14 protein-coding genes are annotated in these 15467 nt (G+C 61.9%); 7 read left to right on the forward strand and 7 right to left on the reverse strand.

Going from position 1 to position 15467, the window contains the following annotated elements; translation table 11 throughout:
* The first annotated feature begins 7 nt into the window (after positions 1 to 7).
* Positions 8 to 814: a non-homologous end joining protein Ku gene (ku, locus tag M0654_RS02725; RefSeq protein WP_248681724.1), complete on the forward strand. Its 807-nt coding sequence runs from the start codon at positions 8 to 10 to the stop codon at positions 812 to 814.
* Positions 815 to 818: 4 nt separating this feature from the next.
* Here the strand turns inward: ku (M0654_RS02725) and ligD are convergent, their stop codons facing one another.
* Together ligD and ku (M0654_RS02735) are read right to left on the reverse strand one after the other, a co-directional pair.
* Positions 819 to 2741 carry a DNA ligase D gene (gene ligD, locus M0654_RS02730; protein ID WP_390919472.1) on the reverse strand — a complete coding sequence of 641 codons (1923 nt, stop codon included), beginning with the start codon at positions 2739 to 2741 and terminating at the stop codon, positions 819 to 821.
* Positions 2742 to 2803: 62 nt separating this feature from the next.
* On the reverse strand, positions 2804 to 3727 hold the full coding sequence (gene ku / locus M0654_RS02735) for a non-homologous end joining protein Ku (protein ID WP_248681726.1): 924 nt from the start codon (positions 3725 to 3727) through the stop codon (positions 2804 to 2806).
* 196 nt (positions 3728 to 3923) lie between these two features.
* On the opposite strand from ku (M0654_RS02735), the gene M0654_RS02740 reads away from it, so the two are divergent.
* Positions 3924 to 4385, forward strand: a complete 462-nt coding sequence (locus tag M0654_RS02740; RefSeq protein WP_390919488.1) for a sigma-70 family RNA polymerase sigma factor — start codon at positions 3924 to 3926, stop codon at positions 4383 to 4385.
* 113 nt (positions 4386 to 4498) lie between these two features.
* On the opposite strand, the gene M0654_RS02745 is transcribed toward M0654_RS02740, so the two are convergent.
* Positions 4499 to 5224, reverse strand: coding sequence for a glutathione S-transferase (locus M0654_RS02745; RefSeq protein ID WP_248681727.1), 726 nt, complete (start codon positions 5222 to 5224; stop codon positions 4499 to 4501).
* Between the two features lie 3 nt (positions 5225 to 5227).
* Entirely contained in the window at positions 5228 to 5860 is a 633-nt protein-coding gene (locus M0654_RS02750) for a UdgX family uracil-DNA binding protein (RefSeq protein ID WP_248681728.1), read from the reverse strand.
* Between the two features lie 175 nt (positions 5861 to 6035).
* Between M0654_RS02750 and M0654_RS02755 the strand changes: the two genes are divergently transcribed.
* Complete coding sequence (locus M0654_RS02755; protein WP_248681729.1) at positions 6036 to 8378, forward strand: glucose/quinate/shikimate family membrane-bound PQQ-dependent dehydrogenase; 2343 nt, start codon at positions 6036 to 6038, stop codon at positions 8376 to 8378.
* A gap of 128 nt (positions 8379 to 8506) precedes the next feature.
* Positions 8507 to 9247 carry a metallophosphoesterase family protein gene (locus M0654_RS02760; protein ID WP_248681730.1) on the forward strand — a complete coding sequence of 247 codons (741 nt, stop codon included), beginning with the start codon at positions 8507 to 8509 and terminating at the stop codon, positions 9245 to 9247.
* A 2-nt stretch (positions 9248 to 9249) separates the two neighbouring features.
* On the opposite strand, the gene M0654_RS02765 is transcribed toward M0654_RS02760, so the two are convergent.
* From M0654_RS02765 to M0654_RS02775, 3 genes are all read right to left on the reverse strand, one after another.
* On the reverse strand, positions 9250 to 9576 hold the full coding sequence (locus tag M0654_RS02765; RefSeq protein ID WP_248681731.1) for a BON domain-containing protein: 327 nt from the start codon (positions 9574 to 9576) through the stop codon (positions 9250 to 9252).
* Between the two features lie 49 nt (positions 9577 to 9625).
* Positions 9626 to 11566: a hybrid sensor histidine kinase/response regulator gene (locus tag M0654_RS02770; protein WP_248681732.1), complete on the reverse strand. Its 1941-nt coding sequence runs from the start codon at positions 11564 to 11566 to the stop codon at positions 9626 to 9628.
* 123 nt (positions 11567 to 11689) lie between these two features.
* Complete coding sequence (locus M0654_RS02775; RefSeq protein WP_248681733.1) at positions 11690 to 12595, reverse strand: LysR family transcriptional regulator; 906 nt, start codon at positions 12593 to 12595, stop codon at positions 11690 to 11692.
* Positions 12596 to 12766: 171 nt separating this feature from the next.
* On the opposite strand from M0654_RS02775, the gene M0654_RS02780 reads away from it, so the two are divergent.
* Genes M0654_RS02780 through M0654_RS02790 form a run of 3 tightly spaced genes read left to right on the forward strand, consistent with a single transcriptional unit; the run spans position 12767 to position 15467 of the window.
* A complete protein-coding gene (locus tag M0654_RS02780; protein ID WP_248681734.1) occupies positions 12767 to 13981 on the forward strand; it encodes an ABC transporter substrate-binding protein in 1215 nt (404 codons plus the stop codon).
* Complete coding sequence (locus M0654_RS02785; protein ID WP_248681735.1) at positions 13981 to 14763, forward strand: ABC transporter ATP-binding protein; 783 nt, start codon at positions 13981 to 13983, stop codon at positions 14761 to 14763. The genes M0654_RS02780 and M0654_RS02785 overlap by 1 nt, the downstream gene beginning before the upstream one ends.
* Positions 14763 to 15467 carry an ABC transporter ATP-binding protein gene (locus tag M0654_RS02790; protein WP_118850565.1) on the forward strand — a complete coding sequence of 235 codons (705 nt, stop codon included), beginning with the start codon at positions 14763 to 14765 and terminating at the stop codon, positions 15465 to 15467. The genes M0654_RS02785 and M0654_RS02790 overlap by 1 nt, the downstream gene beginning before the upstream one ends.

Below are 15467 nucleotides of genomic sequence, written 5' to 3' on the forward strand. Positions count from 1 at the left end.
GCGGCCGATGGCGCCACGCGTTTTCTGGAAGGGGTATCTCAAGCTGTCGCTGGTGACCTGCAGGGTCACCATGACGCCGGCCGTTACCGAAAGCGCCAAGGTGCGCTTTCACAACCTCAACCGGAAAACCCAGAACCGCGTGCTCAACCAGTACGTCGATTCCGTCACCGGCGACCCGGTCGACGAGGATGACCAGGTGAAGGGTTATCCTAGGGGCGAGGACGATTACGTGCTGCTCGAGGATGAGGAAATCGAGGATGTCGGGCTCGAAAGCACCCGCACGATCGATATCGAAACCTTCGTGCCGGCCGATTCCATCGGCTGGATCTGGTACGATCGCCCCCACTATCTGGCGCCCGATGACGAGGTGAGCGCCGAGGCCTTCACGGTCATCCGCGAGGCGATGGCGAAAACCAAGACTGGCGGCATTGCACGACTTGTCATGTATCGGCGCGAACGGGCCGTGCTGCTGTTGCCGAAGGACAAGGGTATCGTCGTCTGGACGCTGCGTTATGGTGACGAGGTGCGTGACGCGGAAGATTATGCCGCTGAAAAGCCCTCGGAAAAACCGGACAAGGCGCAGCTGAAGCTGGTCGAAAAGGTGATCGAGGAGCGAACGCAAGCCTGGAAGGCGTCGATGGCGAGCGATCCGGTGCAGGAAAAGCTGCTCGAGATCATTGCCAAGCACAAGAAGGGCCGCAAGCCGAAGAAGGGCGCCGGCGGCAAGGCTTCCCAGCCGTCAAGCAATGTCATTGACATCACCGAGGCGCTGAAGCGCAGCTTGCAGGCTGAGAAGAAATCCTCGCGGCGCTGAGCCTCTACTTCTTTTCCTTGAAGACGATCGGCGCTTCGGCCTTGCGGAATTCGCGCCAAGGGTCGCGTGTCTGCTGCGCGATGCGGGCGGCGGCATTGGCGACGGTAAAGTAGTTCGGGCTGATCGCGTCCGTCAGTTCCTCCCATTCGATCGGCATCGACACCGGGGCGCCGGGCCGGGCGCGGGTGGAATAGGGCGCCACAGCCGTGTTGCCGCGGCCGTTCCGCAGGTAATCGATCAGGATCTTGCCGGTGCGCTTCGACTTGGTGATGGTGGAGACGTATTTGTCCGGCTCGTCGGCGGCCATGCCGTCAGCCAGCGCCTTCATCGTCGCCTTTACCTGCGGCCACTCGGCCTTGGGCTTCACCGGTGCCACAACATGCAGTCCCTTGCCGCCGGAGGTCTTGACGAAGGCGGTCAGCCCCATCTCCGCGAAGCGCCGCTTTACCTCATAAGCCGCCTCGATGGTCCTTTCCCACGAGACACCGTCACCGGGGTCGAGGTCGATATTGACCATGTCCGGTTTCTCCCAGTCGTTCACCGTGGATCCCCAGGGGTGGATCTCGAGTGCGGCGCCCTGCACGAGGCCGAGCAGGCCGTCGAGATCGCGAATGATGATGTCTTCTTGCTCCGGATCGGCCGGATCCTTCACCAGCGCCGCGTTCTTGTTCATCCCCTTCCAGCCGTGTTTCTGGAAGAACAACTGGCCCTTGATGCCGTCGGGACCGCGCAGCAGCGCAAGCGGACGGTTGACGACGAAGGGCGCCATCAGCCGCCAGACCTGCGTGTAGTAATCGGCAAGCCCAGCCTTGGTGACGCCGGCGTCGGGCCAATAGACCCGGTCGGGGTGCGTCAAGTTGACAGTACGCTTGGCGGGCATTGGCGCATCCTCCGCTTCGGCAGCGCCTTCGCGAACGATGTCCCCGGCATCCTTGTCCTCGCGCAGGCCGCGAAAGGCAGCATGCCGGATATGCGAGTCCGCCGTCCAGCCCCGGAATTCGACTTCTGCGACAAGTTCCGGCTTGAGATAAACGACATCCTTGCGCTCAACCGCCGTCAGCTTCTCATCGAACGGGCTCTTTGGGATCCGCAGCTCATCGAGCCGCTTGAACAGCGATTGCGCTACCGCATTGGAATAGCCAGTCCCGACGCGACCCGCATGACGCAGCTTTCCGTTCTCGTAGTAGCCCATGACCAGCGAGCCGATCGCGGTCTTCGAGACGGAGGAGGGGACATAGCCCGCCACCACGAATTCCTGCCGTGCCGAACATTTCGACTTCACCCAGTCGCGACCGCGACCGCCGCGATAAGGCGCGGTGGCGACCTTGGAGATGATGCCCTCGAGGCTCAAGCGGCAGGCGTGCTTCAGCACGATCCCGCCTTCGTCGCCAAAATGTTCGCTGTAGCGGAGCGCTGGATCACAGTCTTTCAAGATCGTTTCAAGGATCTCCTTGCGCTTGAGGAGCGGCACGGCGGCGAGGTCGTAACCGTCGAGGTAGAGGAGATCGAAAACATGGAAGGTGAACCTGTCCTGCCGCCCGTCGCTCAAATCCTGCTGCAGGAGCGAGAAGTCGGTCGCACCGGAACCCGCCTCGACCGCGACTTCACCATCGATCACGGCGTCTGAAACCGGGAGCTTTAGCAGCGCGCTGGAGATCGCCTTGCCGAACTTGTGGGTCCAGTCCAAGCCCTTGCGGGTCAGGAGCGAGACCTTGCCCTGGCTGATGCGCGCCTGCAGCCGATAACCGTCGAGCTTCACCTCATGGATCCAGCGCTTGCCGGAGGGTGCACTTTTCACCAGCGTTGCAAGCTGCGGCTCGACGAACTCCGGCAGCGGCGCCTGTTTGGCGCCCTTGAGCTTGGCGGCAAGGCTCTCCTTGCCGGCGTCTGCCGTTTTGCCTTTGCCGGGCTTCGCTTTCCCGGACATCTGCCGGTCCGATGTTTTCCTGGAGAGGCTACGCTTGTGCTCGGATGCCTCCAGCGCCATGGTCAACTCGCCTTTCTCTGCGGAGCAGTTTTACGCGATACGGTTTTCTTCGCAGCCGCCGACATGCCGGATGTCTTCGAGGCCGATTTTTTGGCGGTGGTTTTTTTGGTCGGCGATTTTTTCGCAGGCGTCTTGCTGGACGTAGCGGAACCACCGGCGCTCTGACGTAGTGCGTCGAGCAGGCTCGTCACCTTCTGCGGCTCCGGTGCAGGCTTCTTCTTCACCTTGCGGCCTTCGATCTTCGCCTTGATCAGTTCCTCAAGCGCGGCCTCGTAGCGATCATCGAATTTGGTCGGATCGAATGTGCCCTTCTTGGTGCCGATGATATGCTTGGCGAGGTCCAGCATCTCGCCTTCGATCTTGATGGTCTTGATCTCTGAAAAGATTTCCTTGGCCGGCCGGACCTCGTAATCGTAGTTCAGCGTGCTGGCGATCAGGCCTTCTTCGCTGGGGCGGATCAGCAGCGTCCGCATCCGGCGGAACAGCACGGTGCGCGCGAGCGCCGCGACATTCTTTTCTTCGAGCGCCTTGCGGATCAGGTCGAAAACGTCAGCGGAAGCCTTGTCGGTCGGTGCCAGGAAGTAGGGGCGGTCGAGATAGATCGTGTCGACGCCATTGCAGGCAATGAAGGTTTCAAGCTCCAGTGTCTTGTCCGCCTCGGGCACCGCCGCCTTGATCTCGGCCGGCTCGATCAGGACGTATTGGCCGCTCGATACCTCGTAGCCCTTGATGATGTCGTCGCTTTCGACCGCCTTGCCGGTGTCGGCGTCCACCATCTCGCGCTGGACCCGATGGCCGGTCTCGCGGTTGATGATATGGAAGCTCACGCGATCGGACGTGGATGCGGCTGTATAAAGAGCGACCGGGCAGCTCAACTCCCCGACCTTCAGATAGCCTTTCCAGTTCGCGCGTGGTGCCACGGCCATAACTCCATGAAAACCCTATCAACAGGAGGTCTGCCATCTTTGTTCCGTCGGCTGGATGAACGACCCGTTCATAATGGCGGAACCAAACTCGTTTGACGTGCGTTTGCCACCGAAATTCCCGCCCATCGAGACTTCGGAGAGGTTGGCAACGGTGTCTGAATCACAGTTGAATGGTGATCCTGCACGTGCAGACATAGTGAGGCTAATTCCGGCTCTCCGAGCATTTGCCCGCACCTTCTGCCGCAATACGACTGACGCAGATGACCTGGTGCAGGAAACCTTGATGAAGGCGCTCGCGAACCTCGACAAGTTCGAGCCGGGCACCAAGCTCAAGAGCTGGCTCTTCACCATCATGCGCAATACCTTCTATACCCGCGCCAAGGTGCTGGGACGCGAGGCGCCAGGCATCGAGGAGAACGTGTCCGGCGACACGCCGATCGAGGCCAGCCAGGAGACCACGGCGCGTGCCCGCGAAGTGCAGCGTGCCCTCCAGAAACTGCCGCCGCACTACCGCGAGGTGCTGACGCTGGTGGCGATCCTTGGCGAAAGCTACGAGGCCGCAGCCGAAATCTGCGACTGCGCCGTAGGCACCGTCAAGAGCCGCCTGAACCGGGCGCGTCATCAGATTCTTCAGGAACTAGGAGAAGACGTCAGCTGAGCCAGGGTGGCCCAGCCGCGAACATGGTGGAGAGAGACATGAAATTCGCTTTGATCGCGACGGCGGTCGTCATTGCGACGATCGCGCCGGTATTTGCCTTTATCTGATCCGGATCACGCGGGATCCTGATCGAGTTCCGGATAATGCCGGAAGATACCCGACTCGTTGAAGGCGAGGCGGCGATCTGACTCCAGATAAGACCGGATGTTCGGCTGCGTGCGAACCTTGTCGCGCAGTTTTGCGACATCCGGATAATCGGCGTCGAAGCGAGCCATGGCGCGCGGGAAGGCATAGGCCAGCCCTTCAGCGACCTGGAACAACGACAGGTCGACATAGCTCAGGCGGTCGCCGATGGCGTGGCCGCCCCCCGCGGGGTTCGCTGCAATGACGCGGTTGAAATAGCCCGTGAATTTCGGCACCCGGTGCTGGAGAAAAGCCTTCGTCCGCGCCTTGGCCTCTTCCTTCTGGTCCTCGTAGTAGTCAGCGGTGCTGATCGGGTGGTGGGTGTCATGCACCTCCATCACGAAGTCAGCGATCGTCAGTTGCAGGCCATGGGCAAAGATGCGTGCCTGTTCGCCCTCCGGAACAAGCCCCAGCTTCGGGCCGAGATAGTGGAGGATGTTGGCGACATGCGAGACGATGATCTCGCCGTCCTTCAGGAAGGGCGGCGCAAACGGCATCTGGTTTCCCTGCCGGCCTTCGATGAAGGCGAACATCTTGTCCATGCCGCCGTCGGTACGCGCCACATCGACGTAATCGGCGCCCGCCTGTTCGAGTGCCAGACGAATAAATTCTCCACGGCCTTGCAGACCGTCCCAGTAATAAAGTTCGTAAGCCATCTGCTAAAGATACTCCCTGATCTTCCTCAAATCCTCGACAAAGCGGGCCCGGTTCAGTTCCGCATCCGGCTGGTCCATCGACCGCAGCAGCGCTGACGGGTGGATTGTCACCAGGATCGGCAATCCGGTCGGCGCGCTGAGGAAGGTGCCGCGGTCGCGGGTGACCTTGGCCTGCTTGCCAAGCAGCGCGTAGGCCGCCGTTGCGCCGAGCGCCACCGCCAGCTTCGGCTTGAGAAGCCGCAGTTCGGTTGCCAGCCAGAAGGCGCAGGCCTGGATCTCGCCGATGTTCGGCTTGGCGTGGATGCGCCGCTTGCCGCGCGGCGCGAACTTGAAGTGTTTCACCGCATTGGTGACGTAACAGAGGTCGCGATCAACCCCGGCCTCCTCAAGACAATGGTCAAGCAGCTTTCCCGCCGGGCCAATGAATGGCTTGCCGGCCAGATCTTCCTTGTCGCCCGGCTGTTCTCCCACAAACACCACCTGCGCCTTGGCCGGGCCTTCGCCAAACACGACCTGCGTCGCGTTCTTGTAGAGGTCGCAGCGGGTGCAGCCTTCAGCCTCCTCTGCCGCGTTGCCAATGCTGCGTGCATCCGATCCGTTGTTCTCAAAAGCTGGTCCATCGCGCGGAGTGAGCATGGCGATAATCCTCTTCATGAAGAGGCAGAACACGTGGTGGTTAAATGCGGTTCCTCTAATTTTGCATGGCAGCCGGTTAAACTGGAACCTTTACGCATGCCTCGTGTTGATGATTTAGGTTGGGGGAATGTTCCCGCCCTCTGCGAGAATTTTTTGTACGACAAGGTTTTTCGAAATGGCGATCAAGATCACCGCGGTCCTATTCACGCTGATAGGACTAGCTTTGGCAGTGGGCGGCGGCCAGCTGCTGCTGCTCGGCGGAAGCGCGTATTATCTCTTATGCGGCCTCGGCTTTATAGCGACGGCCGTATTGCTTTTCATGCACAAGGCGATGGCCCTGCGCGTTTACGCGGTCATCGTGCTCGCGTCCCTCGCATGGGCGATCTGGGAAGTCGGCTTTGACTGGTGGCAGCTTGGACCGCGCGGTGGTGTAATCATCATCCTCGGCATCTGGCTGCTGACGCCGTGGGTCCGCCGGCCGCTCGGTTTCTCCAGCCCGACCGGCATGCGCTATGGCGCAACCGGCACCCCGCTCGCCGCTTCCGTCGCGCTCGCCGTCATTATCGCGGTTGTTTCAATGTTGATGGATCCGCTCGACAAGAGCGGCAGCCTGCCGGAACAGTCGGTCGCCGCGGCACCTGCCACGGGTGGCGACGTGCCGGATGGGGAATGGCACCAGTACGGCCGCACGCCTTACGGCCAGCGCTACTCGCCGCTTGACCAGGTGAATGTCGAAAATGTCGCCAACCTCACCGAAGTCTGGCGTTACCAGACCGGCGATGTGAAGCTTCCGGAAGACGTGGGCGAAACGACCTACCAGGTCACCCCGCTCAAGGTCGGCAACGCGCTTTATGTCTGCACCCCGCACAACTGGGCAATCGCCATTGACGCGACGAGCGGCAAGGAAATCTGGAAGTACGACTCCAATTCGGGTCTCAACCCGGATCGTCAGCACCAGACCTGCCGTGGCGTGACCTATTTCAAGGACCAGGCTGCGGCACCCGACGCCGCCTGCGCCGAACGCGTATACCTGCCGACGTCCGATGCCCGCCTGATCGCGCTTGATGCGAAGAACGGCCAGGTCTGCCCGAGCTTCGCCAACCAGGGTACCTTGGACCTTACGGTCGGCATGCCCTACAACCCGGCTGGCTACTACTACTCGACCTCGCCGCCGGTTATTGCCGCCGGCAAGATCATCATCGGCGGTGCCGTCAACGACAACTACTCGACCCAGTCGCAGTCGGGCGTCATCCGCGCCTTCGACGTCAACACCGGCGAACTCGTCTGGAACTGGGATTCCGGCAATCCGACGCAGACCGCGCCGATCGGGGAAGGCCAGACCTATACGGCAAACTCGCCGAACAGCTGGTCCGTCTTCAGCGCCGATGAAGAGCTCGGCCTCGTCTATATTCCGCTCGGCAATCAGGTGCCGGACCAGCTCGGCATGGGCCGGTCGGAAAACGTCGAGAAGTATTCTTCTTCGATCGTCGCGCTCGACATCAATACCGGCGCGGACCGCTGGGTACGCCAGACCGTGCACCACGACCTGTGGGACATGGACGTACCGGCACAACCGGTGCTGCTGAATATCACCAAGCCGGATAACACCGTTGTCCCGGCGCTGGTCGGCCCCACCAAGCAGGGTGACATCTACGTGCTCGACCGCCGCACCGGCGAGCCGATCCATCCGATCACCGAGGAGCCCGCTCCGACCGGTGCTATCCCGGAAGACTTCACGGCGCCGACGCAGCCCACGTCCGCAGTCACCTTCAAGCCGGATACGCTGCAAGAAAAGAACATGTGGGGCATCACCATGTTCGACCAGATGGTGTGCCGCATCTGGTTCCATCAGTACAAGTATGAGGGCCGCTACACACCGCCGTCGCTCGAAGGCACGATCGTCTACCCCGGCAACTTCGGCACCTTCAACTGGGGCAGCGTCGCGGTGGACCCCGAGCGGCAGGTGATGTTCGGCATGCCGACCTACCTTGCCTTCACCTCGCGTCTTGTTCCGCGTGCGGACATTCCGCCGAAGGGTGAAGACGAGAAGGCCAGCGAACAGGGCCTCAACCGCAACGAGGGCGCACCTTATGGCGTCTTCATGGGTCCCTTCCTCGGCCCGCTGCAGATCCCCTGCCAGGCTCCGCCGTGGGGTTATGTTGCAGGCGTTGACCTTCGCACCGGCGAAACCGCCTACAAGCACCGCAACGGTACCGTCTACGACATGACGCCACTGCCGCTGCCGTTCAAGGTTGGCGTTCCCGGCATCGGGGGCCCGATGATCACCAAGGGCGGCGTTGCCTTCCTCGGGGCAGCCGTCGACAACTACCTGCGGGCCTACAACCTGACCACCGGCGAAGAGCTCTGGAAGGCTCGCCTGCCGGCAGGCGGCCAGTCGACCCCGATGACCTATGCCGTCGATGACGGACGCCAGTTCGTGGTGATGGTGGCAGGCGGCCATGGCTCGATCGGCACCAAGCCGGGCGACTACATCATCGCCTATGCGCTGCCGCGTTAAGCGTTAGCCCAACAACCTGAAAAAGGCCCGGCCGCAACGAAATGCAGCCGGGCCTTTTCTTTTGCGCCGAGATGGACCAGCCTCAGGATGCGGGGATGGTTGCCGCGGTTAAAGGCTGGAGGCGGACGATGCGGATAGGCGTGATTGCCGATGTTCACGGAAATCTCCTGGCGCTGCAGGCAGTGTTGGCGCGGCTTGAAAAAGCGGCGCCGGATCTCATCGTCAATCTCGGGGATCTTGTGTCAGGCGCCTTCGATCCGGCCGGAGCTGCCGACCTGCAGATGCGCCTCGGTATTCCGACCATATCAGGCAACCACGAACGTCAGCTGCTGGAAGGGGCGGAGGGGCGATCGGACGCCTTTGCAAGGCCGCTTCTCAGCCAGGCGCATCTTCACTGGATGGCAAACCTACCGAAAACCGTCACTCTGGCGGATGGAGACGTCTTTGCCTGCCACGGCAGCCCCGCGGGCGGCGATCTGGAATATCTGATGGAAGACATCAGCACCGGGCGGCCAGTGATGGATACAGCCGGGAACATTGCCGCGCGGCTTGCCGGGATCGGTGATTCGCGCGTCGTGCTGTGCGGGCATACGCATGTCTCGCGGGTGGCGTGGATCGGCGGCGTGCTGATCGTCAATCCCGGCAGCGTCGGCATGCCGGCCTATCGCGGATCATTTCCGGTTCCGCATCTCGTGGAAGCCGGAGCGCCGCATGCGCGTTACGCGGTCATCGAGAAGACGCCGGCGGGCTGGTCAGCGGAACTGCATGCCGTGGCCTACGACTTCGAAGCCGCAGCGCGCCAGGCAGAACAGGCCGGCCGCGATGACGTTGCCCACGCCATGCGGACCGGCCGCTTGCCGGCTCCCTGATCTTACTGCCGTTGCGAACTGGGTTTCAGGCCCCGCGCGGCATTGTTCTGGTCGATGTTGAGGCCGCCGTAGAGGATCTCGTTCACGACGCTCAGCACACCGGGCACGCTGCGGGCCACTTCTTCGGCGCGGGCAGCTTCTTCCGGGCGCTGCACCGATCCCTTCAGCGTGATCTCGGTTCCGGTCGCGATCACCGTCACGTCCGCCCCGTCGAGGCCTCCGGCGGATGCCAGCGCGTCGGAGACGGCGCCCTCGAGACGGGCCTGCGGCGGAAACTCTGTCTCCACTTCCGGCTTCACTTCATGAAAATGCTGGTGCTTGAAAACCATGCTCGTTCTCCCGTGTGATGGGAAACAACGCGCGGGCGGCAAGGTGGTTTCAGGCGGCGCTGTTCAGCACCGATGCGACAACGTCCTGAAGCTGGCTTTGCGAAAAGGGCTTGGGCAGGCGCGGCAAACGGTTGTCACCACCAGCCGGCAGCTCGGCATACCCGGTCGCAATGACCACCGGCAGGTCCGGCCACTCTTCGTGAATCGCCGAGGCAAGCTCCGAGCCGGTCATCTTCGGCATGGAATGGTCGGTGATGACGAGGTCGAACTTGCGGCCGCCGCTGCGCAGTTCGTTCAGCGCCTCAACGCCGTTATAGGCTTCCACCACCGTGTGTCCGAGGTCTTCCAGCATCAGCGTCGTGTTCATCAGCACAAGCGCGTCGTCGTCGACGGCAAGCACGGTGGCGTTCTTCTTCGGATGTTCAGTCATCGCAATGGGCTGCGGCACTTCGATCGGGTGGTGCAGCTCGGCGCCTTCGGCGACGCGAAGATGCAGCGATACGGTGGTGCCCTTGCCCTTGCGGCTGTCGATCGTCAGCTTGCCGCCGGATTGTTCGGTCAGTCCCTGGACCATGGAAAGCCCAAGTCCCGTTCCCTTGCCGACGCCCTTGGTGGTGAAGAAGGGGGTGGTTGCCCGTTCCAGCGTTTCGGCATCCATGCCTTCGCCGGTGTCGGATACGGAGAGCCTTACGTAGCGTCCGACCGCCAGCTTGTCGGCCACCGGGTCGGCGTCGTATTCCTCGGCGCGGATGGTGATCGTGCCGCCGTTCGGCATCGCGTCGCGTGCGTTGACGACAAGGTTCAGCACCGCCGTCTCGAGCTGCACCGGGTCGCTGATCACCGGTGGCAGGTGTTCGGGAAGCGACAGCGTGATCTCGGCCGCGCCATTCACAGAAGGGTTGACGAGATCCATCATGCCCTTGATCAGTGCCGTCAGCTCGATCGCCTGCATGTTGAGGTCCTGGCGGCGCGAGAAGGCGAGCATGCGCTGCGTCAGCGCGGCTCCGCGCTCGGCGCCCTGCAGGGCATTGTCGAGCAGCGACATCAGCGAGGGATCCTTCGGCAGGCGCTTCTTGAGGATCTCGAGGCTGCCCATCACGGCCATCAGCAGGTTGTTGAAGTCGTGTGCGATGCCGCCGGTCAGCTGGCCGATGGCCTCCATTTTCTGCGCCTGGAACAGCTCTTCGCGTGCCTTGGCAAGCGCTTGCTGGGCCGCCACGCGTTCGGTGATGTCGCGGGTGATCTTGGCAAAACCTAGGAGCTCGCCGTGCTCGCTATGGATCGCATCAACGATGACATGCGCCCAGAAGCGGGTGCCGTCCTTGCGCACGCGCTGGCCTTCACGCTCGTAGCGCCCCTCGCGCCGCGCCATCTCCAGGCTTTTTGCCGGTTCATCGCGCTCGCGATCTTCCGGCGTGTAGAATTCCGAGAAGTGCTTGCCGATGATATCGGAGGCACAATAGCCCTTGATACGCTCGGCGCCGGCGTTCCAGCTGCTGACATAGCCGTCCGGGTCGAGCATGTAGATCGCGTAATCCGTGACGCCCTGGACGAGGAGCTGGAACTGCTGCTCGCTGCGCTTCAGCTCCGCTTCGGCATGCTTGCGCTCGCTCAGGTCACGGGTGACCTTGGCAAAGCCGATCAGATCACCGTTGCGACCCCAGATCGGATCGATGATGACGTGCGCCCAGAAGCGCATTCCGTCTTTGCGCACGCGCCAGGCTTCCGCCTCGAAGCGTCCTTCGGTGGTTGCGGTGCGCAGCGCCGTTTCCGGGACGCCCGCATCACGGTCTTCATCGGTGTAGAAACGGGAGAAATGTTCGCCGAGGATCTCATGCGCCTCGTAACCCTTGAACCGCTGCGCGCCCGGGTTCCAGCTGACGACGCGCCCATTGGCGTCGATCATGTAGATGGCGTAATCGGTGATGGCATCAACGAGAAGCCGGTAACGTTCCTCATCCAGCAACGATACGTCGTGGCTCTGCGGCATGCTCTTCCCATTCCCCGGGTGGGTTATACGGATTCAAGATCCTACAAGCCAATATATGACTTTAGTTTGGTTTTGACAGGTTCCAATGTTCGCAGTGGTTAAAAGCCGCATCCGCGGTCGAACTTAACCCAGGAAAGCATCGCGATTGGCCTCCACCGACGCGACGATATAATCGGCCACCGCGCGAACGCGACGGTTGCGGATCATGTCACGGTGGCGCACCAGGTAATAGTGGCGGATGAGCTTGATCTCCTTGGCGAGAACGATCTGCAACTCGGGCTCGTCGCGGGCGATGAAATGCGGCAGGACGCACAGCCCCTGGTGGCGCAGCGTCGCGGTCAACTGGGCGAAGATGCTGGAGCTCTGGAAGCGGGGCTTGATGCCGGGATGCACGTCGCCGAGATAATCGAGCCCCGGCGCAAAGATCATGTCTTCGATGTACCCGATGAAGGGATGCGTCAGGAGGTCGTCGCGGCAGTTGATCTTCGGCTTGCTCTTCAGGTACTCCTTCGAGCCGTAGATGCTCAGCCGGTAGTCGGTGATCTTCTCGATCTCGTAAGGACCTCCCTTAGGGGGATCAAGCGATACGGCGATATCGGCTTCCTTGCGCGACAGCGACATGATCTGCTGGATTGTCACCAGCTCCAGCGACAGGTTGGGGTGCTGGTCGGAGAACTCACCAATTCGCGGCGCGAGGAAGAAGTTCGCAAATCCCTCCGGCGCGCTCAGGCGCACGACACCGCGCTGGGCGGGATTGCCGGAGGTGATGTCCGCCTGCAGCCGATCCGCTTCCGCCTCGATCCGCTCCGCCGTTTCCACGAAACGCTGGCCCATGGCGGTGAGCACATAGCCACGCGGGTTTCGCTCGAAAAGCTTGACCTGGAGCGAAAGCTCCAGCCGGTCGATGCGGCGCGAGACGGTGGCGTGGCTGGTGCGCAACTGGCGCGCGGCGGTTGAAAGCTGGCCGGTCCTCGCAACGGCGAGGAAATACAGGAGGTCATCCCAGGTGAAATTCGGACTGCACTGCAAATTTCTACTTTCTGTTCAAAAATGCACAGAGGATGTTTGCAATTAATGGAGCCAACATGCTTGCGTCAACGGACGTTTTCCTCAACCATGCGTTTTGGAACGGTCGCCTTGAGGAGGGCGGCTCACCAATTTTGAACAGACACTTTGGCTTGTTCTCTGGGAGGAGAAATCATGCGCAAGACACTATTGGCATCTTTGGCGCTCGTGCTGGTTAGCAGCACGGCTTTTGCACAGAATGCAACCGGCACGGCATCCGACAACAAGATCAAGATCGGCATCCTGAACGACCAGTCGGGCGTCTATGCAGATTTCGGCGGCAAGTCGTCCGTTGAAGCGGCCAAGATGGCCATCGAGGAATTCGGTGGCAAGGTTCTCGGCATGCCGATCGAAATCGTCGACGCCGACCACCAGAACAAGCCGGACATCGCCTCCAACATCGCCCGCCAGTGGTACGATACCGAGCAGGTCGATGCGATCATGGAACTGACGACGTCGTCGGTGGCGCTTGCCGTGCAGGCGGTCGCCAAGGAAAAGAAGAAGATTGACATCGTCACCGGCGCTGCAACCACCGACCTCACCGGCAAGGCCTGCTCGCCTTACGGCTTCCACTGGGCCTATGACACCCACGCACTTGCAGTCGGCACCGGCGGCGCACTCGTGAAGCAGGGCGGCGACAGCTGGTTCTTCCTCACCGCCGACTATGCCTTCGGTTATTCGCTCGAGCAGCAGACCGGCGACTTCGTAAAGGCGAATGGCGGTACCATCGCCGGCTCCGTTCGTCATCCGCTCTCCAGCACCGACTTCTCGTCGTTCCTGCTGCAGGCCCAGTCTTCCGGCGCAAAGGTGATCGGCCTTGCCAATGCCGGCCTCGATACCTCCAACGCCATCAAGCAGGCTGCCGAATTCGGCATCGTCCAGGGTGGCCAGCGCCTCGCCGCGCTGCTCTTCACGCTCGCCGAAGTCCATGGCCTCGGCCTTGAAGCGGCTCAGGGCCTGACGCTGACGGAAGGCTATTACTGGAACCGCGACGACCAGAGCCGCGAGTTCGCCAAGAAGTTCTTCGAGCGCACCAACAAGATGCCCAACATGATCCACACGGGCACCTATTCCGCCGTTCGCCAGTACCTGAAGGCGGTCGAAAAGGCCGGCACGGATGAAACCGAAGCCGTTGCCAAGGCCATTCATGAAATGCCGGTCGACGACGTCTTCGCGCAGGGCGGCACGGTCGCCAAGAACGGCCGCATGATCCACGACATGTACCTGCTGCAGGTCAAGAAGCCGGACGAAAGCAAGGAAGCCTGGGACTATTTCGACGTCCTCGACACCATTCCGGGCAAGGAAGCCTACATGGATCCCGCCAAGAGCGGCTGCGATCTGGTGAACTGATGGCGGTAGCCGCGACACACAATCATGCAGAGCCGCGGGTGGTCTTGTCCGCCCGCGGCCTCACCAAGCAGTTCGGTGCCTTTGCGGCCGTGAAGAATGTCGATCTCGACGTGCATCACGCCCGGGTGCATGCGCTGATCGGTCCGAACGGCGCGGGCAAGACCACGGTCTTCAACCTGCTGACCAAGTTCCTGCAACCGACTGCCGGTACCATTGCCCTGATGGGGACGGACATCACCAAGACGCCGCCGGACAAGGTGGCGCGCATGGGGCTTGTCCGCTCCTTCCAGATCTCGGCGGTGTTCCCGCATCTGTCGGTGCTCGACAATGTGCGCGTGGCGCTGCAGCGGCCGAATGGTCTCTCGACGCAGTTCTGGCTGCCGACCTCGGCGCTCAATCGGCTGACGGCGCGTGCCGATGAACTGATCGAGGCGGTGGGGCTGAAGCGCGAGCGCAATTCGCTTGCCGCCGATCTTTCCTATGGCCGCAAGCGGGTGCTCGAGATTGCGACGACGCTCGCGCTCGATCCGCAGGTCCTTTTGCTCGACGAGCCGATGGCCGGCATGGGGCAGGAGGATATCGGCACCGTATCCAGCATCATCCGCGAAGTGGCGAAAACCCGCGCCGTGCTGATGGTGGAACATAACCTTTCCGTTGTTGCCGACATCTGCCACCACGTCACGGTGCTGCAGCGCGGCGAAATCCTGGCCGAGGGCGATTACGCGACCGTTAGCCAAGATGAACGCGTGCGACTAGCATATATGGGTGCGGAGGAGGCTTGATGGCAAAACCGCTTCTGGAGGTCTCCAACCTCAACGCCTGGTATGGCGAAAGCCACGTGCTGCACGGCGTCAACATGACGGTGGGCGAGGGCGAGACCATCACCATCCTCGGACGCAACGGGGTGGGCAAGACCACGACCTTGCGCACGATCGTCGGCATCATCCGCGAACGCAAGGGCGAGATCCGCTTCGACGGCAAGGACATGCTGGGCGTGCCGCTGCACAAGACGGCGCATGCGGGCATCGGCTTCGTGCCGGAAGAGCGCGGCATCTTCTCGACACTGACGGTGGAGGAAAACCTGACGCTACCGCCGGTGGTGGCGCAAGGCGGCATGCCGATTGAGGAGATCTACGAACTTTTTCCCAACCTCAAGGAGCGCCGCTCGAGCCCCGGCACCAAGCTTTCCGGCGGCGAACAGCAGATGCTGGCGATCGCGCGCATCCTGCGCACCGGCGTCAAACTGCTGATCCTCGACGAGCCGACCGAAGGGCTGGCCCCGGTTATCGTGCAGCGCATCGGCGAGGTGCTGAAGACCTTGAAGGAACGCGGCATGACGGTGCTGCTTGTTGAACAAAATTTCCGCTTTGCCAGCCGCATCGCCGACCGGTTCTATCTGATGGACCACGGCCAGATGGTGTCGGAGTTTCCGGTGAGCGAACTGCCGCAGCGCATGGACACGCTGCATAAGGTTCTGGGGGTGTAG

Source organism: Neorhizobium turbinariae (genome assembly GCF_023223505.1).
Classification (GTDB): domain Bacteria; phylum Pseudomonadota; class Alphaproteobacteria; order Rhizobiales; family Rhizobiaceae; genus Neorhizobium; species Neorhizobium turbinariae.